Below are 21,636 nucleotides of genomic sequence, written 5' to 3'. Positions count from 1 at the left end.
CCTTCTAAATATAAATCACATCCTGATGCACAATTCTCACCATGCAGGTGAAGTCATTGAGATCAACAATCATCGTCCTCCCCGAATTTCCGCCTGTATGCGATGCTACGACCGGAATACGCAGCTCCTTTAAGACTTCCATGACAGCTTCGGCATTCCGCTGCCCGATATTGCCTGTTCCCGATGTTGCAGATTTGAAGGAAAACATATTGGCCCCGCCAACAACTTTTGCCTTAAAACGCCCGTTCGGCACCTTTCTTTTTAACTGCTGATACATCAAGGGAATTGCCGTATCAGCAAACTTGGCCGGATTGATATCAGACTTTGTCGCAAACGGTCTGCTGTCCGGCAGCATGATATGACTCAAGCCGCCGACCTTGCTCCTTTCATCGTAAATAATCGTTCCGATGCAGGAACCAAGCCCGACCGTCATTATGCGATGCGGTGCCTGTCCAATTTTGTAATCGGCAATTCCGACCCTGATGTCATCGCTATTCATTTTCCCCGTCCTCAGAAGAACTGGATTTCAAAGCCTGATCAGCTTCCAAATCATCAAGTGACTCCATGAGGCCGTCTTCTTCCTTGTTATCGAATAAATAATCCAGTTCAAGTGAAATGACAACATCATCATTCATCTTGAGGAACTTGCCGACATAGCCCCGCTTTAATTTTGCCTTTTCAAGTTCCCTTTCATTGTCATTGTCTTCCAGATAGACGATTCCGACGATTTTTTCAACGTAGATTCCAAGTGACTGCTTCTTCCAGTTGCACAAGATGACCTTGGCTTCCTGCGTCTGCTCCGTGAAAACGTTGAAGAGCTTGCGTCCCAGATCGATAATCGGAAGCATCTGTTCTTCATATTCGTAAACGCCTAAAACATAATCTGCAACTTCCGGAAGCGGAATGAACTTGTTTGTCTCAACAACACGACGGACAATAGTCACAGGCAATCCGAAAAGCTGATCATGACTTTTAAATACTACATATTGTTCCATTTTACCGCCATTTCCTTTCATCGTTCAGTCTTGTCCTACAGTTTGAATGCATCCTGCTGGAGCTTCTTGATGTCAGCAGCTTCCTGCAATTCATCAACGCTCTTTTCAAATTCGGAAATAAGGTCGCGCACATCTTCGAAACTTGCGGCAACCTGTTGAGTGCCGGCTGAAGTCTGGCTGATCTCCTCCGCAATGTTCGTGTAGGCATCCGTTACGCGGTCCTTGACGTCAACGACACCCTGGATGCTTGTCTGCATCTCCTTGATGCCCTGTGCGAATTCGTAAACGATGTCGGAAATGTCACGTGATGCAACCATTGCCTGACCGAGTTCTTCATTTTGTTCTGCTCCGTTGTCATAAGCCGTGTTCAAATCGCTTGTGATTCTTTCAGACTTGTTTCTGATCTGTTCGATGATTTCACGGATGCTCTTTGTGGAATTGCCTGACTGTTCAGCGAGGGAACGGACTTCTTCGGCAACGATTGCAAAGCCCTTGCCGGCTTCACCGGCACGCGCAGCTTCGATGGAGGCGTTCAGGGCAAGCAGGTTCGTCTGTTCCGAAATGTCGTTGATCAGGGAAACAATGTTGCCGATGTTCTGGATGTCCTTGTTCATTTCATCCATTTCCTTGACGAGGCGTGCCTGGTTTTCACGTTCTGCACTCCATGACTTGGATACGGCACCCATGATTTCAGTATTACGCTGATTCGTTTCCTGGGACTTGTCGGCAGATTCACCGAGACGTCCGATTACGTCATTGATGTTTTCAATATCCGAGGAAAGTGAGTCGATGTCTTCAGTTGCCGTCTGCGCATGCTGTGCCAGAACCTGTGAGGTGTCGGAAAGCTTTGAAAGCGTGTCACCGACGCTTTCCGTCGAGCTCTTGGCCTTGCCGCAGGCAGATGAAAGCGTTGCGACCATCTTTTCGTTGTCCTTCGTGTCTTCGCCCCATTGAACGGCAAAGCCCTTGAACGTATTGCCGACTGCATGAAGCGCCGTTGCAACCCGGCCCATGTCCGTAATGTCGTCTTCTGCATCACCCAGTTCGTCAACGTTTCTCAAATCGCCGTTGGCAATCTGTTCCATGTGTTCCTCAATGAACTTCAGGTTCGTGCCGACGCCTGTCTGGCTGGCAATCCTGCCGCCGAAAACGAGATAAACTGCCTGTGCGACAATCAAAATAACTGCCAGTACCCAGTATGTGACCACGTTTTCCGGTGCGCACAGAAAATATCCGGCAACCGCCACTATGATCATTACAAACACTGGAATTAGTTTTTGTACAATATTCTTCGTCTTGTTATTCATGATGATTTTCCTTTCAAACTGAAATTAATCCTAATTGATCTCTGTGTAGATCCAGCCAAAAACCACTTTCACCTCACAAAAGCATATTAATCCGACAGCGATCCCATGCTATCCATATCGGTTGATAATGAAGCAATTTTAAGTAAACCCTGTGTGTTACTATGCGGAATTTATGTGATTTTTAGCCTAAAATATAGAACGATTTATCTGAAATTTGTAATTTTCGTGATTTTTCCTTTAAAATGCAGTCCCCGTCCTTCAAACTGAATGTTCACATCTACCATACGTACACGTTCTTCGGATCATCCGTTGCCGAATACCCACCTCTTCTGTCATCCCGGACCAGGCTGCCGGAAGAAAGCTCCAGCGTTCGCCGACGCAGCGTATTCACCATCGTCGAATCATGCGTCGCAAACACGACCGTCATTCCCTGACGGTTGATCTTGTTGAAAAGCTTCATTATGTCCATCGCTGACCGGTTGTCCAGATTGGCCGTCGCCTCATCTGCAATCAAAACCGGAGGCGAAGTCACGATTGCCCTTGCAATCGCAATTTTCTTCTGTTGTCCGATTGACAACTCATATGTACGACGCTCGCGAAAATTCCACATGCCAACAGTCGTGAATGCATCCAGAATCCGTTTGTCCCATTCATCTTCAGGAACTTCGCACGCACTCAGAACATATTCGACATTTTCATATGCACTTCGATTAGGCAGAAACAAGTCCTTCTGCCGGACTACGCCGACCTGGCGTCTCAGCTTATAGACCTGACTGTCCCTCAATCTCGAAATCCTGACGTTTCCCATCATGATTTCACCTGATGTCGGTATTTCCTCACGATTGAACATCTTGAGAAGAGTAGACTTGCCCGCACCGCTTTTCCCGACGACGTAGACAAATTCTCCCTGTTCAATCCTGAAGGAGACATCTTTCAGACCATAATTTCCGTTGTCATATTTCTTGCTGATATGCGTAAATTTAATCACGAGACATCATTCCCCATTATCATTCAGTAAACTTGTTGATTGTCTCCAGCATTTCGTCCGTTGACTGAAGAGCCTTGCTGTTCATCTGGTACGCGCGCTGGGTGATGATCATCTTCGACATCGTATCGGCAACGTCAACATTTGACATTTCGACCAGTCCCTGGTTGATCTGACCGAACCCGGCATTTGTGTTTGCCGATGAAATCAGGTTCCCGTCGCAACGGTAAAGATTGTTTCCGATGTCGTTCATGTCAATCGAATTCTGCGGACGAAACAGCAGGATGCGCCCGACCCTGACGTTTCCGATTGAAACATACCCGGATGTCGAAATGCTGACCTCGCCGTTTTTCGGCCATTGACTTGACGGAACGTTCGATTGAACCTCAACCTTCATTCCCCTGCTCGTCACAAGGTTCCCGTCGGCATCGCGCCTGAAGCTGCCGTCCCTTGTCAGGTACAGATTATTTGCGCCGTCCCTGACTCCGAAGTATCCTTCACCGTCAATTGCCAGATCATAGGTTCCGGCAGTCGACTTGAACGCGCCCTGAACTGAGTTCTCGTTGACCTGCTGAACGTTGAGACCGGCATTGATGGCAACGTTGCCTGCATTTTGCGACAGGCCGACCTCGTTTGCGTTGGTTCCGTTGTTCAGAAGTTCCTGAAACGTTGTTCGCTTGTCCTTGTATCCGAGCGTATCGACGTTCGCAAGGTTGTTTGAAACGACGTCCATTTCGCGCTGATAGGCATTAAGCCCCGAACGGCTGATGGACAAAATCTGACTCATGTTCATTGTTGATTCCTCCGCTAAATCTTGCCAAGCTCATTTACAGCTTTGTTGAGCGTCTGGTTTGCAGTGCTCAGGACTTTCTGGTTGGCTTCAAATTCACGTGAAGTCTGAATCAGATCCACCATGTTCTGAGCCGCATCCGTATTCGATCCTTCAAGCATGCCCTGCACAACCTCACCTTGAATCTGCGTTCCTGCAGCATTGCTCGTATAGATCGTATTGCCCTGGTTTTGCAGGGCGGATGCATTGTTGAACGAAACAATCATGAAGTCCGGATTGGCTTCATCTGCCTGAATCGCCTGTCCGTTTGCACCAAGAACCGTGTATCCTTCCTGAGTCACCAGCTGTCCCTGACGATTTTCGGTAAAATTGCCGTTTCTCGTATAACCGATCTGACCGTTGTTCATGCGGACCGTGAAGTAGCCTGCTCCGTTGATTGCAAAATCCGTTTTCAAGTCCGTTTCATGCATTGAACCGGACTGCGTGTTCAGATATGAACCGTCTATCTGATTTCCAAACGTGAAATTCCCGACGTTGACGCGCTGTTCATTCTTCAGTCCGCCCATGAAGTTATGCAGCTGAACGTTTTTCAATGTCGACTGGAACAGTTTCTTTTCCTGATAACCGTTTGTATTCACGTTGGCTATGTTCGCAGAAATTGCCTCCTGCCTCTTCTGCAATACTTCAAAATTGCTTTTCAAGGTATCAATTGATCTGATCATTCCTGATTCTCCTCCTCAATATAGCCTCTGATCTTGGCAATCGCCCGGCCGTGAATCTGTGAAACGCGGGCAATCGAAACATCCAGAATTGCGGCTATTTCCTTTAATGTCGCCTCTTCTTCGTAATACAGGCTCAAAACGAGCTGTTCACGTTCCGAGAGACGCTTGATTGCTTCAACCAGTTCTTTTTTCCTCTCCTGCCTGATTAATTCCTTCTCTCCGCTCGGAGCCCTGGAATCCCTCAGCGTGTCCTGAACCACGACAGTTTCGTCGTTGTTGGAATAAAGCGTGCTTTCAAGCGAAACCGATGAAAGATACTGAATGCTGTCATAAATGTCGCCAAGCTGGGATGAGGTGATTCCCATCTTCTTCATGATTTCCCTGTCGGTCACTTCACGTTTCAATTCCTGTTCAAGTTCCTGCTTGGCCTTATAGAAACTGTTGACGTTCCCCATCTTGTAACGGGATATCTTTGAATGACGTCTGACTTCATCGATGATGGCCCCGCGGATTCTGATGGCCGCATAGTTTTCAAACGGAACCTTCTTTGACGAATCGAACTTCTGCATTGCATCAATCAGGCCGATGACGCCGATGTTATACAGATCATCATATTCATATTCAGTATTCTTGATGGAGATGCGGTTGGCAACACGTTCTACCAAGGGCAAGTATTTCAATATTTCCTGTTCCCGATCAACCTCATACATGAAACGGCACATCTCCTTTCCTTGATTAATCCGTTGCATCAGATTTCAATGTTCCCGACTGATTCAATTGCAATTTCATTTGGAATCTCATTCAATGAAAGCACTGCAATGTCAGGGAAGTTGAATGCAATCAGTTTTCTGAAGGCTAAACGAATCTTCGGCGACGTCAAAATGACGTAGGTTGTGTTCTGTGCCGCCATCTTCTGCGAAATGTCACCGATTGCAGTCAGAATCTTATTGACCGAATCAGGCTTCATTACAGGATATGATCCGGTTGCGGTCTTCTGAATGCTTTGCGAAACCATCTCTTCAACCTTCGGATGAACCGTGACCACGTTGATGCGGTCATTTTCATCAGCATACTTGTTGGCAATCGTTCGTCTTAATCCCTGACGGACATATTCGGTCAGAACCTCCGTATCCTTCGTAACCGTTCCGTAATCGGCCAGGGTTTCAAGAATCGTTGACAAGTCGTTGATCGGAACGTTTTCCTCAAGCAGATTCTGCAGAACCTTTTCGACTTCACCCAGACGCATGATGTCTGGAATCAGCTCGTCAATCACGACATTATTATTGGCCTTGATGCCTTCAAGCAGCTTCTGCACTTCCTGTCTTCCAAGAAGCTCCGGCGCATGCGCATGAATGATTTCCTTAAGATGCGTCGCAATGACCGTCAGCGGTTCAATCACCGTGAAGCCCTGCAGATCTGCATTTTCCTTATCCTTTTCATCGATCCACAACGCATCGAGCTGAAAGGCCGGCTCCTTGGTCGGAATTCCCTTAAACGGAAATGTTCCGTCATCAGACTGGCTGATGATCATGTATTTATCAGGATAGATGTCTCCGTGACCGACTTCGTTGCCGCGAATCTTGATTGAATAGTCGTTTGCGTTCAGATACAGATTATCGCGAATGCGGACGGGGCTGACCAGGATTCCGAGCTCATGGGCCGTCTGGCGTCTGATGGCGGAAATCCTGTTCATCAGACTGTTGTCAATCGTGCTGTCAACTAAGGGAATCAGGCCATAGCCGATTTCAATCGACAAAGGTTCGACCTGAAACGATGCCACATCGTCGTCTTCTTCCTGTTCTTCCTTCTTGCGCTGCAATGCAAGCGTCTGTTCTTCCTTGATTCTTTCCTTGATTCTCCGTTCTTCCTTCTGCTTGACCAGAACGTTGGCGGCAAACATTGCCAGTGACAGTGCGATGAACGGAATCTTGGGAAATCCGGGAACGAGCGCCAGAATCAGCAGAATGACTCCGACAACTCTGAAAAGCTGCGGATTTCTCAATGCATCGTCTGCAATGTCCGTTCCGAAAGTACTGTTGTCTTCAGAACGCGTGACAATGACACCGGTTGCCAGGGAAATCAGAAGCGATGGAATCGAACTTACCAGGCCGTCACCAATCGCAAGCTTCCCGAACTGGCTGAGAGCATCCGTAACCGACAAATCACCCTTTGCCGTAAAGATGATGGTTCCGCCGATCAGGTTGACAAGCACGATGATGATGCCGGCAATCGCATCGCCTTTGACGAACTTCGAAGCACCATCCATCGAGCCGTAGAAATCAGCCTCACGCTGCAGATCCTTGCGGCGCTGTCTTGCCTGTTCTTCGGTAATTGCCCCCGAATTCAAATCGGAGTCAATCGCCATCTGCTTGCCGGGCATGGCATCCAGCGTAAAACGGGCAGAAACTTCAGCGACACGACCTGAACCGTTTGTCACAACGACCAGCTGCACAATCATGATGATTACGAACAGGATGATTCCGACGATATAGTTTTCACCGGCCACGACATCGGCAAAGGCCTCGATTACGTGCCCGCCGTTTCCAGTCGTCAGAATGGACCGGGTTGACGACATGTTCAAACCGAGCTTGAACATCGTCGTAATCAGCAAAACAGTCGGAAACGTTGAAAACTCCAAAACTGATTTGGTAAACAACGTAATGAGCAAAATGTTAATTGCAATCGTGAAGTTCGTAACAATGAAAATATCAAGCAATGACGTCGGCAGCGGGATGATAATCAATCCGACGATACCCACGACAAGAAACGAGATTACAATTTCAGCAGGTGTCAGCCCGCCTTTTTTTGCCTTCGCTTTATTGTCCAACTTATTACTTCCTCCTGACTAAATCTTTCCCTTGGCTTCCTGTTCAAGCTTATAAACAAGAGCAATAACTTCTGCAATGGCTTCATAGAATTCGACCGGAATGAAATCTCCGGCATTGACCTTGGGATAAAGCGCCCGTGCCAGCGGTTTGTTTTCGATAATCGGCACGTTCTGCTTTCTTGCTTCTTCCTTGATTCTCATCGCCACGTCATCGGCACCCTTGGCCAGAACCTGCGGAACGCCTGCTCCTTCAGCATCATACTTGATTGCAATTGCCAGGTGCGTCGGGTTTGCCAGGACAACCGTGGCATCCTTGACCTGTGCGACTGCGTTTCTGATCATCTCGCGGTGCTTGGCCTTACGCTGAGCCTTGACCTGCGGATCTCCTTCCATCTGCTTCATTTCGTCCTTTATTTCCTGTTTTGACATCTTCAGGTTCTTCATGTGCGTGTAACGCTGAAATGCATAGTCAAAGACCGAAATGACGACGAGAAGGATGCCGATCTGCATTGCAAGATCCTTGCTGATGTTAAGCATGAACAGCAGAACCTTGCCTGTTCCGACCTCAGACAGACTCGTCAGCGTCGGAATTGATTCAACATACTTTCTGTAACACAGATATCCGACGATAACCAGCTTAACCAACGATTTTGCCAGATTCTGCAATGCCCTCAGACTGAACATCTGCTTAAGGCCATTCAGAGGATTGAGCTTTTTGAAATCCGGCTTGATCGGAGTCGCCGTAAAGAGCAGCCCGACCTGAATGATATTGCCGACGATACCGATTACGACTGCAATCAGCATGAACGGACCAGCCATGATGAAAATCATCAGAACTGCCTGCAGCGCAACCTTTCCCAGACTTCCGATCATCTGATCGGGATTTGCCAGCATCTCAAGATAATTGACAAAATAAGGTGAGAAGTGCTTTATGGAAAATTCGCAAAGTGGAACAAATAGCATCGCAAAGGCAAACAACGCGACTGCCGCAACGACATCCGGGCTCTTTGCCACCTCACCGCGTTTCCGTGAATCACGAATCCGCTTCGGAGTGGGTTTTTCTGTTTTTCCATCCTTGTCTCCCATATCACTTCTCACCTGCCTCTCCTAAGCGATTGATCTGATAAAGTCGGCCATATTTTGAATCATATCCGAAAAATTATCTGCAAGAAAATCGACCATGTTCGGCAAAACCAGCATGCAGATGATGAAACTGACTGTCGTCTTCACATTAAGCGACAGCATCAATACGTTCAGCTGCGGAATTGAACGCGACAATATTCCAAGCACGATGTCAATCACAAGAATCGAAATGAGAATCGGAGCCCCCATGTTGAAGGCCATCTCAAACGTCTTGGTAAAAAGCCTGACGATTCCTCCGATTGATTCGTCCGTCAAAGTCGGATATCCAAGCCTGACGATGTCAAATGAAGTCATCAATCCTCTGATCATCTGCCTGTACAGCCCGCTGGCAAAAAAGACCATGATTGCAAGCCAGTAGTACATCTTGCCGAATTGCGAGGTCGATGCCTGCATCGTCGGATCGTACGCCTGCGCCATGATGAAACCGTCCTGGAAATCAATGAACTGACCCGTAATCATGACCCCGAAGAAAACCAGCCGGCACAAATAGCCGATTGCCAGCCCGAAAACCGTTTCCCTGACTGCCATTAAAATGAAGACAACAAGTGAAACTTCCTTTTCAAAGGCTGCAACAAGCGAAAATGCAGACAGAATCAATCCGCCGCCAAGAATCAGCTTGCAGAGATTCGGAAAATTCCTTTCAGAAAGAATCGGGGCAACTGACATGAACGAAAACACGCGGCATGCAATCAGGCCTAATATCTGGATCTGCACCATGCTCATGCCTTTCACCTCACAAGTTGCTGATCATTCTGAAAATATGCCGGGTAAATTCGAGCAGAATGTTGATCATGAAATTTCCCGCTAAAATCAGCGTAATGAAGATTGCTGCCAGCTTTGGAACAAAACTCAGCGTCTGTTCCTGAATCTGCGTCGTTGCCTGAAAAATGCTGATGATCAGGCCAACGATCATTGCAACTAAAATGACAGGTGCAGAGACGATCAGAACTCGGACCAGCGCGTCACGCATCACATCTGTTACGACTTCAATACTCATTTGCCTGCCCCCTTAATTGAAACTTTGAACAAGTGACTCGACCAGAAGATACCAGCCGTCAACCAGAACAAACAGCAGAATCTTGAACGGAAGCGAAATCATGACCGGAGACAGCATGATCATCCCCATCGACATCAAGACGCTGGCCACGACCAGGTCGATGATCATAAACGGTATGAACAGCAGGAAGCCGATGCTGAATGCGGTTTTCAACTCGCTCAGGATAAAGGCCGGTGCCATTACCGTAAACGGAATGTCCTTATATGTACGGTACTTGATCTTCTTTTGTTCATTTTTCTGATCCAGATCCTTGAACAGCTTGACGTCCTTTTTATTGGCCTGCTTGTACATGAATTCCTTCATGCGGTTTTCAGACCTGTCGAACACTTCCTGCTGAGTAATCCTGTTTTCATTGTATGGCTGAATCGCATTATGATAAATATCGCTGTAGACGGGGCGCATCGTAAACAACGTCAGGAACAGTGCCAGCCCGATCAGAACCTGATTGGGAGGATTCTGCTGAGTCCCGAGTGATGACCTGACAAACGACAGGACGACGATGATTCGCGTAAACGAAGTCGTCATGATCAAGATCAGCGGAATGACCGACAGCAGCGTCATGATGACGAACGTATCGACGATCCTGCTTGATGAGCCCTGATTGTTTCCATTGATCAGCTTATTGACCGTATTCGTCACGTCGCTCGTGCTTACCGCGGCAACGTGGTCAGGCAACCTGACCGCAATCAGAAAACAGGCGAGCATTCCAAAAAGCACCAGCGCCGCAATTTTGATATTCTTCTTATTGAACTTCATCATTACTTCCTCTTAGCTTTCTCGAAAATTTTTCTGAAGTTTTCAGCCATTTCGAGCTGTCTTTCTTCATTTTGCCTGTTTTCCTGAATCAGCTTCTCCGCTTCCTCTTCTGACAGTTCCCTTATGATCTTGTTTTCCTGTTCCGAAAAACTCATCACGTAATACTTATCGATAATCAACACGATTGCCAGAGACGATGATTTCGTAACCGCAATCTTCTTCACGACACGGAAATTCTCATTCGACCTGTTCGTGAATCGATTCAGATACTTCAGCGTCAAGACAAGCAGCAGCAGAACCACCACCAGTCCGGCAATCATTTTGACCAGTGCCAAAATCCCGTCCATACAACAAAACCTCCAACTAACTGACGCGGATACCCCCGCAGAATTCATTAATTGAGTGTATTTTACATAATGCTTAAAACCCAATCAACAGAATTACATCTAACTTTTCAAGAAGTTTTATTGAACAACGAGATCCGTTACGTAAACTTGAATTGCCAGCGTTTCGCCGAGCTCTTCGTTGATTCCGTCCTTTAATTCGTTCTTCAAAGCCGTTACGCTGCCGGAATTGCTCAAAATATCCGTGGCCTTCTTCTTCTTCATGACATTGATGACGGCGTCACGAATAACAGCCATGTTCTTCTTGGCTTCAGCGGCCTTGTCGTCATTTTCGACCAGAATCGAAATCTTCAGGCGCGCATACTGCGTATTGGTCGGATCGTCCGTTGCAAGGTTGACGACGAACTTCGGCACGCTGACCAGTTTTTCGTCATCGGAAAGCTTGCCCGTTCCGGCGTTGCGCTTGACGGAAGAACTTGCCTGTTCCGTCTTCGGCGTAAGAAAATGCGTTGCGAGGACCGTACCGCCGACACTGCCACAAATCGTCAAGATCACGATCAAAGGAATCAGGATTCCCCACTTTGGACCTTTTTTAACTTCTGTTTCTTCACTTACCGCAGGCTTCTTTGCCTTTGCCTTCGGTGCTTCTTTCTTATTATCCATTTTCACCCAACTCTCTCTCGTTTTCTGAGGATCTGTAGTCATCCTCCGTTGCATTTACATCCAACAATCTGCTGAAAACCATGCGGCGATATTCCGTGATTCTCTCAACCGCTTCCTTTGCGGTGTTCCTGACGACAATCGGTGTGCCGTCGTTCAATGTAATCACCGTGTCCGGCCGTTCGTCGATTCTGACAATCATATCCGGATTGAGATAAAACTGCTCGCCGCTCCATGCTGTTAATTCAATCACGCTACCACTCACTTTTTATTCATTGACAATTAACGCTTCAGGTTCAGCAGTTCCTGCAGCATTTCATCCGAAGTCGTAATACTGCGCGAGTTTGCCTGATATGCACGACTTGCAATGATCATCTGTGAGAACTGATCGGCCAGATCGACGTTTGACATTTCAAGGAAGCCTGATTCCAGTGTACCTGTACCGCCAAGACCAGGCGTTGCAAAGTTGGGATCGCCTGAGTTGTTCGTGACGGAGAAGTTGTTGCTGCCTGATTTCTGCAAGCCGGACGGGTTGTTGAACTTGGCAAGTTCAATCTTGCCCATCGCATAGCGCGTATCGCCGTATTTTGCAACGACAAGGCCTGAGTTGTCGATTGTGACTGATTCGAAGCGCTGACCGTTGACCGTTTCCGGAATGTTGATGTCAGCAAGATTGGATCCCGTGGCATTCGGATTGCCGAAATAATCTTCACTCTTGAAATTATCGTCCCAGGCGGCAGGGATGTTTCCCCTTGTCGGCTGACCCTTGACGTGATAACCGTTGGCGTTGACAAGCAAGCCCTGGCTGTCGCGCTTGAAGGCACCGTCACGCGTATAGTATGTCACGGCATCGGAGTCGGCCGTTGCTTCCTTGCGCACGACGAAGTAGCCTTCGCCCTGAATGTAAAGGTCCATGTCCTGACCGGTGGATTCCATGTTGCCGCGTGTCGTCATCGTATCAATGGCACCCGTCTGCATCCCGAGTCCGACCTGCTTGCCGTTGACACCGCCAAGGCCAAGGCCGGGAGCTGTGGCTGACGTCGTGTTCTGGCTGACCATGTCCTGGAACAGGACACGACCGGCCTTGAAGCCGTGGGTGTTGACGTTTGAAACGTTGTTGGCGATAACGTCCATTTGAGTCTGAAAGCCCTTCATGCCGCTAACGCCTGAGTAAAGAGATCTTAACATTTAAAAATTCCTCCCGTTAAATGATTGCATCTTCTTCAGTCGTTCGAAAGATGCAGCAGCTTCCTTTCGGTCCGGCTGCTATTTGATAAACTTGGTACTGTCGATGTTCGTGACAGTTCCGATTTCGTTCATGCCCATCGCCGTGATGATTGTTCTGTTCTGAACGTTTGCGATGAGCCCCATGTCCTTGTACAAGAGCAAGGACTCCCTGCTTCCCTTTTTCTGAAGCTCGGAGACTGCCCTTGAAATCTGAACATAATCGTCATCTGCAAGATTTAATTTCCTGGCACTCATTCTCTTTTGAGCGTGATTGGAAATTTTCAACTGCGCTTTTTCAAGTTCATTGCCAAAATCCTGCTGATTCCTCTTTTCCTGTGCCTGGGCCGTTGCGTGATTCTGATTTCCCAAGCCGACTTGAGAAATACGCATTTTCTATTCACCAACCCCGCTGAGAGAACTCATGTCATAATACTTGCCGTTGACGTAAATCTGCGCAAATCCGTTCTTGAACGAAACGCGTTCGACCTTGCCTGTAAACGGCTGATTCTTGTCATCAACCATGTCAACCGTCTTGCCGATCAATGAAAATGCCTGCTGCTGCTGCGAAATCATCATTGCCGTCGTCACGGTCTTGTTCAGCTCATTTAAAGTTTCCATCGTTGAAAACTGAGCCATCTGCGAAATGTAGTCGGTCCCGCTTGAACCTGACGATGATGAATCGCCGGAAAGCGAAGGATTGCTCATCGCAGTCGAAATGATCTTAAGGAAGTCGTCAATCTTGATCGTTGAGTTGTTGTTCCCGATGTTCTTCAACGTCTGGGAATTAGCCGCACCGGCAACCGCCTTGGAAACGTCTGCCGTTCTCAGGGCCTGACTGATTGCCGAATTGTTAACTACTTCTGTCATCTGCTTCTCCTTTCCTATGCCAGAATACTGATTGTGCTCGTCGGCACCTGTTCCTTCTTGTCCTCATCTTCCTGACCGGACTCAAGAACCGGCGCCTTGCGATAACCGCTGACCGTTCTCATCTGACGCATGCCGTTTTGGTTGAACTGCTGAGCACCGTTTTGATTCGAATTCAGCAGACTGCCCGTGTCCTGCTCGAATTGCGGAGTCTTCGTCACGGTTTCAGGCTGCTCCGCCTTTTGAAGATTGAAGCTTTGCGTTGCGCGCTGCGTCGAGTTGGCCTCTGCATTCTTCAAAATCTGCTCAAGCTTGCCGGTGACCGACTGCAGCAGCTGCTTTGCCTGATCGGTCTGAACATTGAACTTGAGCGAAATTCCCTGCTCGGAAACGTGCATCACGACGCGCACGTTGCCGAGCTTTGCCGGCGTCAGCTGCAGCGTAATCGTCTTGAGTCCGCCGTTTTGACCGACCGACGTTGAAACTTTCTCAACAATCGGCTGGGCGAGTTTTTCAGCTGCCCGCGTCGTTGCAACGTTCATCTTGGCTGAAAATGCAGCCTTCGTATCAGCCGGAGCTGTTTGAAGCGCCTGGGCCTGATTGTTCAGCGTCGCAAGCTCGTTTAAATCGACCTTTGCGTCGCCTGCCTGGGCTTCAACGTTTTGAACCGTGACGACTTCCTCGACTTTGACGGTTGCCTGAGCCTGTTGCTGCTGATTTTCTGTCTGCTGAACCTGATTCTGTCCTGCCTGCTGAGTCTGCTCGATACTTGTGGTCTGTACCACCTGCGTCTGTTCCTGAGCCGGCTGAACGTCAGCCTTTGCCTGAACATCTGTCTGAACTTCAGGAGTCTGCCTGTCCTGATCCGTTGCAGCTGATGCCTGCACCTTTACGTCTGCATCTTCCACAGGCTGCGTCTGGACTTCCTCAGTCTGGACATCATTCGTGACCGTCTGCTGAATTGCTGCTGGCTTCTGGTCGGAATCTGATTCCAGGACTTCGGAAACCGTCGTTGCATCAGGCGTTTCGTTTTCAGTCGCTGAAGACTTCACATCAGTTTCAGCGACTGCCTTGTCAACCTGCGTCTTAACCGGCTGAACCGCAACCTGAACAGCTGCAGTCTGTTTTTCATCCTGCGCCTGGTCTTTTCCCGTCTGTTTTTCATCAGACTGCTGATCCTTGACTGCAACGTCCTTATCGTCAGAATCCTGCCTGGAATTATCGGAAACCTCTTTGCCGTCATCCTTTACACCGTTTTTCTGACCGTCGTTCTTCCGGCTGACCTTTGTCTGTGTCTTCGATCTGCTCCTGCTGACAAGCTTGCTGAACGCATCCCTGTCACCTGCCTTGACCGTCTTCTGCGAAGAACCGGAAACGGACTCGACAGCAGCTGAACTGACATTTGGCATCACCTTTTCCATTCCTTCACCTCCTTTCAAATTTGCAGCTTCTACGCCATCTTATACTTGGGACGATTTGCCATCTCATCAAGCTGCTTTTGCTCCTCGTGACTTGCTTCAAGCTGATAGTCTTCCTTCTGCTTATCACGCAGCTTTTCCAGAACCTTGCGTTCCTTCTGTGCTTCGACATATTCGCTCAAAGCCTTCTGATGTTCGGTATGAAGATCTCTCAACCGGCTCTGAGCCGCCATTATTTCGTTATCAAGCTCAGCCAGATATCTTCTCTGCACCTGCAGTCTGCCAAGATTATATTCACGAACGTCCATCATGTCACGCTTTTCATGTCCGAGATCAACGATTTCCTGTTCGGTCTGATTGATCATCCTCTGAACGTTTGCAAATCTGGCCTTTGCCTGATCCTCCAGTGTCATGCGATACTCCAAAACCTTCTGTAAGGAAAATTGAAATTTCTTCATCTAAAAAAGCCCCTTTCCTCCGGCTTATCAGCCGGACCATTGACCGCTCGGCACTTCTTCAAACAACCCGTGCAGTCTGCTTTCCGTTTCCTCAAAACTCGAATATTCCTCAACGCGCTGCTTCAGAAAATCTTCAATCGGCACATGCAGCGAAACTGCGTAATCAATCACTGCATTTGACCCCTTCTTGTAGGCCCCGATATCGATCAGATCCTTTGAATCGTTGTAAACACCCATGTTTTCACGCAATTCACCGGCATCTTTCGTATGTTCTTCCGAAACGAGCTCCTTCATCAGACGACTCAGGCTGACCTGGACGTCGATTGCCGGATAGTGGTTCTGCGAGGCGATCTTTCTTGAAAGAACGATGTGTCCGTCTAAGATACCGCGGACAGCATCGGCAATCGGCTCGTTCATGTCGTCACCTTCGACAAGCACCGTGTAGAATGCAGTGATTGAACCCTTCTCAGACATTCCGCTTCGTTCCAGAAGCTTTGGCAGTTCCGCAAACACCGACGGCGTATAGCCCTTTGTTGTCGGCGGCTCACCGGTTGACAGTCCGATTTCGCGCTGCGCCATCGCAAAGCGGGTCACGGAATCCATCATCAAGACGACTTTCTTGCCTTGATCCCTGAAATATTCAGCAATCGCGGTTGCCGTATGCGCACCCTTCAGTCTGACGAGCGGCGGCGTATCGGATGTTGCGCAGACCACGACCGACTTGGCGTAGCCTTTCTTTCCGAGATCCTTTTCGACGAATTCCATCACTTCGCGACCACGTTCGCCAATCAGTCCGATCACAATCACGTCTGCCTGACAATATCTCGCAATCATCCCGAGCAGGGTACTCTTGCCGACGCCTGAGCCGGCAAAGATGCCCATACGCTGACCTTCGCCGACGGTCAAAAGTCCGTCGATCGTTCTGACCCCAGTCGGCATGACGTTTGAGATCCGCTTTCTTCTGAAGGGATCCGGCGAATCCTGAATAACGGGATAATCGACCAGCTTGTCGACATCGATGTCAGAATCGTCAAACGGTCTGCCCAGGCCGTCAAGCGTATGCCCCAGAAGCTGCGGGCCGACCTTGACCTGAAGCGTCTTGCCTGTCGGCTTGACGACACACCCCGGTCCGATTCCCTCAAGTTCGTCCAAAGGCATCAGAAGCACCGTTTCCTTGACGAATCCGACCACCTCTGCCAAGGCGACCTTGTCAGAACCCTTGACGGCCACTTCGCAGATTTCACCGACGAACACGCTGAGTCCCTCAGCCTTGATGACCAGGCCGACGACTTCGCTGACTTTGCCGTAGGTCGTATAAAATTTGTGATGTTCGGCTTGATATAAGTAATCTTCGGCCGGAAAACTCAAATCAATCATGATCATTCTCCTCATCCAGGCTCTTTAAGAACTTTTCCAAATCTTTCTTGATGTCAACCGTGATGAACGATTCACTTGACTCAATCTTCACAGTATACGGCTCAAGACTTTCATCTTCCAGCACCGAATAACGCAGGTTCGGAACCTCCTTGTGCATCTTGTCCAGACGATCGATCAACGGCTGCCTGTAGCGGGAATTTGCTCTGACGATAATCATTTCATCCGGCTTTTCCAGCTCCATGAAGACGGGAGCCAGAATACTGGTGATTGTCGAAGCATCGACATCAAGCTGTTTTTTGATCAGAATCTCAGTCAGCCTGATTGCAAATTCTCGCAAGTCTTCTTCTTTTTCCCTGGCAAACTTCTGACAGTCAGCATTTGCCTGATTCAAATTGTTCTTTTCCTGTTCGATGACCTTCTGTGCAATGTTCAATCCTGCCTGATAACCATCCTGATAGCCTGACTGCTGACCATCATCATAGCCCTGTTTTCTTGCATCTTCCTTAATCTGCTCAGCCTCTGCATTTGCCTTTTCGATGGTTTCACGTTCCATCTGATCAAGCTTTCTGCGATGCTCCTCGCGCTCCTTGGCAAGTTTTCTTTCCGTCCGGCTGATCAGGAGCTGCTCTTCGTTTGGCAAACTGTCCTCAGGTTCTTTTTTCTCAACGACCTTCGTGACGATTTCCTTTTCGTCTCCCCTGGTTACAGACGACAGTTTGACTATGCTGCCTCTTTTACTTGACCACTGCATCTTGCTCGCCTCTTCCGATGTAAATCTCTCCTGCATCGTCTAAGCGACGGATAACTGCAACGACTTTCTGCTGTGCTTCTTCGACGGACGACAGACGAACCGGTCCCATGTACTCGAGATCTTCTCTGATGTTGTCTGCTGCACGAGTCGACAGGTTCTTGAAAATGAACTCCCTGATCTCTTCTGCAGAACCCTTGAGTGCAAGTTCCAGGACGTCGTTAGGCACATCGCGCAGAACCTTCTGCACGTCGCGGCCTTCCAGCGTGATGATGTCGTCGAACGTGAAGAGGTTGGCCTTGACTTCTGCGCCGAGTTCCGGCTGACGTTTTTCCAGATCGTCGATGATGTTCTTTTCCGTGCTGCGACTTGCAGAGTTGAGAATGTTGACCAACGTGTTGACGCCGCCGACCTTTTCCGTTTCAGATTCGTCGAAGCTCGTGAACTTGCTTTTCATCACCTGTTCAATCGCCTTGATGACCCATGGGGAAGTTGACGAAATCGAACCGATCCGCTCGGCAACTTCCGCCTGAAGCTCTGTCGGCAGTTCCGCCAGAACGCTTGCAGCCTTGTCAGGCTGAAGGTAGCACATAATCAGCGCAATGGTCTGCGGCTGTTCTTCAAGTAAAAGATTGAGAAGCTGCTTTTCATCAGCCTTGCGGGCAATGTCAAACGGTCGCTCGCGCAGCTGAATCTGATTCAAAATATCAATGACTTCCTTCGCCTTTTGCGGTCCCAGTGCCTGATTAAGAAGATTCCTGGCATATTCAATCCCACCGTCAAGCACATATTGACGTGCCTGGGCAGTATTGACGAACTCGTTCATCACCGAGTCACGTTCTTCGGGAGAAACATAGTCGGTGTTCGCAATTTCGTAGCTGACCTGCTGAATCATCGATTCGGGAAGCTGCTTCATGATCTTTGAAGAAGTTTCCGAACCAAGTGCAATCATCAGAATCGCTGCCCTTTTTATTCCGCTTAATTCTGCCATTTACTCAAAACACCCCAATCTACTTCTTATTCTTGTTGTTTCCGTCTTCCTTGACCCATGCTGAAATCAAGTCAGCAACGACATCAGGATGCTTCGTAGCATAATCCTTTGCCTTCTGTTCAGTTGAAACGGCAAGTTTACGCTTGGTTTCGTCTTCTTTCTTCTGACGTTCCTGTTCTGCCAGAATTTCAGGATCGAGTTCGTCGGCAGCTTCTTCTGCCTCCTCTTCTCCTTCTTCTTCACCTTCATCACCAGTTACGTCAACGTCATAATCATCGTCATAGTATTCTTCTTCCTCTTCAGCCAGACGACGGCGACGACGAATGATGAGGAAGATGATTGTTCCGAGCGTAAGCACACCTGCTGCAATCAATGCTCCGATCAATACCCAGTTCGTCTTCTTGGCCGGCTTCTTTGCAGCCTTCTTCTTCTTCGCCTTCGCTCTTGCAAAGTTGACTGCCTGAACGGAAACGGTATCTCCGCGCTGCTTGTCATAGCCAAGTGCTCCCTGAATCAGCTTGCGGATGTTCCTGGCATCACCTGCCGACAGGTCGCCGTTGATGACGACGGAACTCGTCATGCGGTTGATTGACCCCGGTGCATTGATGATCTTCGTCGTTTCAGTGTTCAGCTCGTTGTTGACCGTCCTGCTGTAGGAAGCATTGTCATTGTTTGCATCGCCCGTGACATTGTCAACGTTGTCGTTTACCTGCCCTGTCTGCGCCTGCTTGATTTCGGCCTGCTTGCCGCTTGCCTGAACGTTTTCGCTTCTGACTTGAGGATTGCTGTAGTTGGTTGTCTTCTTTTCGACTGCATCAAAATTCAGATCAACGTTTACAGAGGCCTTGACCTTGCCCTTGCCTACAACCGGTTCAATCAAGTTGGTGATTTTCTTTTCCATCTGCTTTTCGTACCGGCTCTTGAGCTTCATGTACTTGCTCGTTGCACTGGAACTGTCCGAAGAATCGTCTTCTTCATTTTTATTCAAGATCCTGCCTGTCTGGTCAACGACCTTGACATTCTTTTTATCAAGTCCCTGAACCGCACCGGTCGTCAGGGCAACGATCCCCTGAACCGCATCCTTTGAAATCGATGTCCCTTTCAGCGTCAATACAATCGATGCCTTGGCTTTTTTTGAAGTCGAATTGTCAAACACGTTGTCGGACTTTGGAATCGTCAGGTTGACCTTGGCCTTGTCAACATCGTCCAGGGCTGCAATCGAGTTTTCCAGTTCTCCTGTCAAAGCTCTCTGATACATGATCTTGCGGTCTTCATCAGTCGTCATCATGTTTGCCGAATCGAACAGCTCAAACCCCTTTGAACTGCTCGGAAGCTTGTTGTCGACGGCCAGGTCAATCCGGTACTGGTCGACCTTCGTCTTGTCGACCAAAATCGTCTTGCCGTCATCAGCCAGCTTGTACTTGATGTTTTGCGAATCAAGATCCTGGGAAATCGTCCCGGCGTCTGCTTCGCTCAGATTTGAAAACAGCACGCTGTATTCAACGCGCGTGTTCATATAGTAAACTGTGCCGATTATCGCAAAGAGACTGATGACCCCAAGAACGATGGCAATCTTGACAAGGCGGCTCAACTCACTCCATTTTGCCTTCAAGGCTTCTAAAGCGTCCTTTACTTTATCCACTTGACTTTAACCCCCTGCTACTAACTAAAACTGCATGTTCTTGATGTCGTTGTACGCATCAATCACCTTGTTGCGCACCTGGACTGCGGTTTCCAATGACAGCTGGGCCTCAGTCATGTTGATCATGACCTTTCCCAGGTCGCTTTCAGTCCCTGAAATCACTCCGTTTGTTCCCTGATCCATTGTATTCATGTTACTGTTCAAACCTGCAATGGCTTTTTCGAGAACCGACCCGAAGGACTTTGCATCGGTTTTTGATGCCTGATTCTGTCCATCAGACAGTCCCGTAATCTTCGCCAGCTGGTTCTGATAGTTCTCTAATCCTGAAATTGAATTCATAGCTTATCTCCTAAATTAGTCCTTTGAAATCTCGAGTGCCTTCTTCAAAATGCTCTTGTTTGCCTCGGTTGACGAAACGTTTGCTTCGTAAGTGCGCATTGCCTGGATCATGTCGACCATTTCATCCGCCATGTTGACGTTTGGCATCTCAACGTATCCGTTCGCATCAGCATCGGGATTCGTCGGATCATAGGTCAGCTTGGTCGTATTGTCTTCGGCAATGTTCGTCACCTTGACACCCGCACTTGTAATTCCGCTCGTTTCCTGAGCCTGACGCAGGTTTTCGGAGAACTCAACCGTCTTCTTCTTGTAGGGACCGCCCTCGGCAGTCCTGGTTGTATTGACGTTTGCAATGTTCGTTGATGCAACGTCAAGTTTCATTCTCTCAAGCGAAAGACCGCTTGCGTTGATCTGAAGTCCGTTAAAAATACTCATAGTCTATCCCTCTCAGTGATTAATCACGTAATTCATCATTTTATAGCGTCCGTTCAGTTGAGAAGTAAGCGCGCTGTAATACAGACTGTTCTGTGCCTGGTTCACCATTTCGGTGTCAATGTCAACATTATTCCCGTTCTTTTGAAATCCAGTATTGCGAGATGTGATGTAAGGACCGCTTGTTCCTCCGGTCTGCATGTGATTCTTATGAGTTTCCGTCAGGTTCAGGCCATCCATTGCCTGACTCAGCTGACTTTCGAAAACGACGCGTTTTGCCTTGTAATTAGGCGTATTGACATTTGCGATATTGTTTGAAATGAGCTCTGAACGCGTCTGCGATACGTCCATTGCCGTCTTTAACAAATTGTATGTATCCATTTCAATCCCCTCCTCAATCAGAATATGAAAAAAAGCCAATCAGTTGCCCGACGTTGACTACATCTCGCTTATCCAATTACAACTAACTGCTTAACTGACTGTTTCCTTACTTTATAGTTAGATTATGACATAGCGATTATAAATTCGTTCGCATATTGATTGAAATATTACCT

Annotated in this window: 27 protein-coding genes; all 27 read right to left on the bottom strand. The window is 48.3% G+C overall.

The annotated features are described in order from the left end of the window. Nucleotides 1-4: 4 nt before the first annotated feature. Nucleotides 5-499, bottom strand: a complete 495-nt coding sequence (locus V7Z60_RS01975) for a chemotaxis protein CheD (protein WP_334115869.1) — start codon at nt 497-499, stop codon at nt 5-7. Next, on the bottom strand, nt 492-1,016 hold the full coding sequence (locus V7Z60_RS01970) for a chemotaxis protein CheW (RefSeq protein ID WP_334115868.1): 525 nt from the start codon (nt 1,014-1,016) through the stop codon (nt 492-494). Before V7Z60_RS01970 ends, V7Z60_RS01975 begins: the two co-directional genes overlap by 8 nt. A gap of 14 nt (nt 1,017-1,030) precedes the next feature. Further along, complete coding sequence (locus V7Z60_RS01965; protein WP_334115867.1) at nt 1,031-2,302, bottom strand: methyl-accepting chemotaxis protein; 1,272 nt, start codon at nt 2,300-2,302, stop codon at nt 1,031-1,033. A 277-nt stretch (nt 2,303-2,579) separates the two neighbouring features. Next, nucleotides 2,580-3,290, bottom strand: coding sequence for a cell division ATP-binding protein FtsE (locus tag V7Z60_RS01960; protein WP_334115866.1), 711 nt, complete (start codon nt 3,288-3,290; stop codon nt 2,580-2,582). A gap of 19 nt (nt 3,291-3,309) precedes the next feature. Then, a complete protein-coding gene (locus V7Z60_RS01955; protein WP_334115865.1) occupies nt 3,310-4,080 on the bottom strand; it encodes a flagellar hook-basal body protein in 771 nt (256 codons plus the stop codon). A 14-nt stretch (nt 4,081-4,094) separates the two neighbouring features. Further along, complete coding sequence (locus V7Z60_RS01950) at nt 4,095-4,799, bottom strand: flagellar hook-basal body protein (RefSeq protein ID WP_334115864.1); 705 nt, start codon at nt 4,797-4,799, stop codon at nt 4,095-4,097. Continuing rightward, nucleotides 4,796-5,509 (bottom strand): sigma-70 family RNA polymerase sigma factor, encoded by a 714-nt coding sequence (locus V7Z60_RS01945; protein WP_334115863.1) that lies wholly within the window; start codon nt 5,507-5,509, stop codon nt 4,796-4,798. Before V7Z60_RS01945 ends, V7Z60_RS01950 begins: the two co-directional genes overlap by 4 nt. Nucleotides 5,510-5,547: 38 nt before the next feature. Beyond that, on the bottom strand, nt 5,548-7,626 hold the full coding sequence (gene flhA, locus V7Z60_RS01940) for a flagellar biosynthesis protein FlhA (RefSeq protein ID WP_334115862.1): 2,079 nt from the start codon (nt 7,624-7,626) through the stop codon (nt 5,548-5,550). 18 nt (nt 7,627-7,644) lie between these two features. Further along, a complete protein-coding gene (gene flhB, locus V7Z60_RS01935) occupies nt 7,645-8,712 on the bottom strand; it encodes a flagellar biosynthesis protein FlhB (protein WP_334115861.1) in 1,068 nt (355 codons plus the stop codon). 21 nt (nt 8,713-8,733) lie between these two features. Then, complete coding sequence (locus V7Z60_RS01930) at nt 8,734-9,492, bottom strand: flagellar biosynthetic protein FliR (protein ID WP_334115860.1); 759 nt, start codon at nt 9,490-9,492, stop codon at nt 8,734-8,736. 10 nt (nt 9,493-9,502) lie between these two features. Beyond that, nucleotides 9,503-9,766 (bottom strand): flagellar biosynthesis protein FliQ, encoded by a 264-nt coding sequence (fliQ, locus tag V7Z60_RS01925; protein ID WP_334115859.1) that lies wholly within the window; start codon nt 9,764-9,766, stop codon nt 9,503-9,505. Between the two features lie 12 nt (nt 9,767-9,778). Then, nucleotides 9,779-10,585 carry a flagellar type III secretion system pore protein FliP gene (gene fliP, locus V7Z60_RS01920; protein ID WP_334115858.1) on the bottom strand — a complete coding sequence of 269 codons (807 nt, stop codon included), beginning with the start codon at nt 10,583-10,585 and terminating at the stop codon, nt 9,779-9,781. Further along, nucleotides 10,585-10,929 carry a flagellar biosynthetic protein FliO gene (locus V7Z60_RS01915; protein ID WP_334115857.1) on the bottom strand — a complete coding sequence of 115 codons (345 nt, stop codon included), beginning with the start codon at nt 10,927-10,929 and terminating at the stop codon, nt 10,585-10,587. Before V7Z60_RS01915 ends, fliP begins: the two co-directional genes overlap by 1 nt. A gap of 117 nt (nt 10,930-11,046) precedes the next feature. Next, the gene (locus V7Z60_RS01910; protein ID WP_334115856.1) at nt 11,047-11,589 is read right to left on the bottom strand and encodes a flagellar basal body-associated FliL family protein; all 543 of its coding nucleotides are present in this window, start codon (nt 11,587-11,589) and stop codon (nt 11,047-11,049) included. Continuing rightward, the gene (locus V7Z60_RS01905; RefSeq protein WP_334115855.1) at nt 11,582-11,839 is read right to left on the bottom strand and encodes a flagellar FlbD family protein; all 258 of its coding nucleotides are present in this window, start codon (nt 11,837-11,839) and stop codon (nt 11,582-11,584) included. The genes V7Z60_RS01910 and V7Z60_RS01905 overlap by 8 nt, the downstream gene beginning before the upstream one ends. Before the next feature lie 29 nt (nt 11,840-11,868). Beyond that, nucleotides 11,869-12,774 carry a flagellar hook-basal body complex protein gene (locus V7Z60_RS01900; protein ID WP_334115854.1) on the bottom strand — a complete coding sequence of 302 codons (906 nt, stop codon included), beginning with the start codon at nt 12,772-12,774 and terminating at the stop codon, nt 11,869-11,871. 78 nt (nt 12,775-12,852) lie between these two features. Continuing rightward, entirely contained in the window at nt 12,853-13,203 is a 351-nt protein-coding gene (locus V7Z60_RS01895; protein ID WP_334115853.1) for a flagellar protein, read from the bottom strand. A 3-nt stretch (nt 13,204-13,206) separates the two neighbouring features. Next, on the bottom strand, nt 13,207-13,680 hold the full coding sequence (locus tag V7Z60_RS01890; RefSeq protein WP_334115852.1) for a flagellar hook capping FlgD N-terminal domain-containing protein: 474 nt from the start codon (nt 13,678-13,680) through the stop codon (nt 13,207-13,209). Between the two features lie 14 nt (nt 13,681-13,694). Continuing rightward, nucleotides 13,695-15,098 carry a flagellar hook-length control protein FliK gene (locus tag V7Z60_RS01885; RefSeq protein ID WP_334115851.1) on the bottom strand — a complete coding sequence of 468 codons (1,404 nt, stop codon included), beginning with the start codon at nt 15,096-15,098 and terminating at the stop codon, nt 13,695-13,697. A 29-nt stretch (nt 15,099-15,127) separates the two neighbouring features. Beyond that, on the bottom strand, nt 15,128-15,553 hold the full coding sequence (gene fliJ, locus V7Z60_RS01880; protein ID WP_334115850.1) for a flagellar export protein FliJ: 426 nt from the start codon (nt 15,551-15,553) through the stop codon (nt 15,128-15,130). A 27-nt stretch (nt 15,554-15,580) separates the two neighbouring features. Further along, nucleotides 15,581-16,936, bottom strand: coding sequence for a flagellar protein export ATPase FliI (gene fliI, locus V7Z60_RS01875; RefSeq protein ID WP_442918884.1), 1,356 nt, complete (start codon nt 16,934-16,936; stop codon nt 15,581-15,583). Continuing rightward, nucleotides 16,923-17,681, bottom strand: a complete 759-nt coding sequence (locus V7Z60_RS01870; protein WP_334115848.1) for a FliH/SctL family protein — start codon at nt 17,679-17,681, stop codon at nt 16,923-16,925. The genes fliI and V7Z60_RS01870 overlap by 14 nt, the downstream gene beginning before the upstream one ends. Then, complete coding sequence (gene fliG / locus V7Z60_RS01865) at nt 17,665-18,669, bottom strand: flagellar motor switch protein FliG (protein ID WP_334115847.1); 1,005 nt, start codon at nt 18,667-18,669, stop codon at nt 17,665-17,667. The genes V7Z60_RS01870 and fliG overlap by 17 nt, the downstream gene beginning before the upstream one ends. 19 nt (nt 18,670-18,688) lie before the next feature. Beyond that, nucleotides 18,689-20,311, bottom strand: a complete 1,623-nt coding sequence (gene fliF, locus V7Z60_RS01860; protein WP_334115846.1) for a flagellar basal-body MS-ring/collar protein FliF — start codon at nt 20,309-20,311, stop codon at nt 18,689-18,691. Nucleotides 20,312-20,335: 24 nt separating this feature from the next. Beyond that, a complete protein-coding gene (fliE, locus tag V7Z60_RS01855) occupies nt 20,336-20,650 on the bottom strand; it encodes a flagellar hook-basal body complex protein FliE (RefSeq protein WP_334115845.1) in 315 nt (104 codons plus the stop codon). A 15-nt stretch (nt 20,651-20,665) separates the two neighbouring features. Beyond that, entirely contained in the window at nt 20,666-21,085 is a 420-nt protein-coding gene (flgC, locus tag V7Z60_RS01850) for a flagellar basal body rod protein FlgC (RefSeq protein WP_334115844.1), read from the bottom strand. Nucleotides 21,086-21,097: 12 nt separating this feature from the next. After that, a complete protein-coding gene (gene flgB / locus V7Z60_RS01845) occupies nt 21,098-21,463 on the bottom strand; it encodes a flagellar basal body rod protein FlgB (protein ID WP_334115843.1) in 366 nt (121 codons plus the stop codon). Nucleotides 21,464-21,636 lie beyond the last annotated feature (173 nt).

The organism is Ligilactobacillus sp. (assembly GCF_036846325.1).
GTDB lineage: Bacteria > Bacillota > Bacilli > Lactobacillales > Lactobacillaceae > Ligilactobacillus.
The sequence above is the reverse complement of the archived record's forward strand: the minus strand, read 5'-3'. Positions and strand labels throughout refer to the sequence as shown.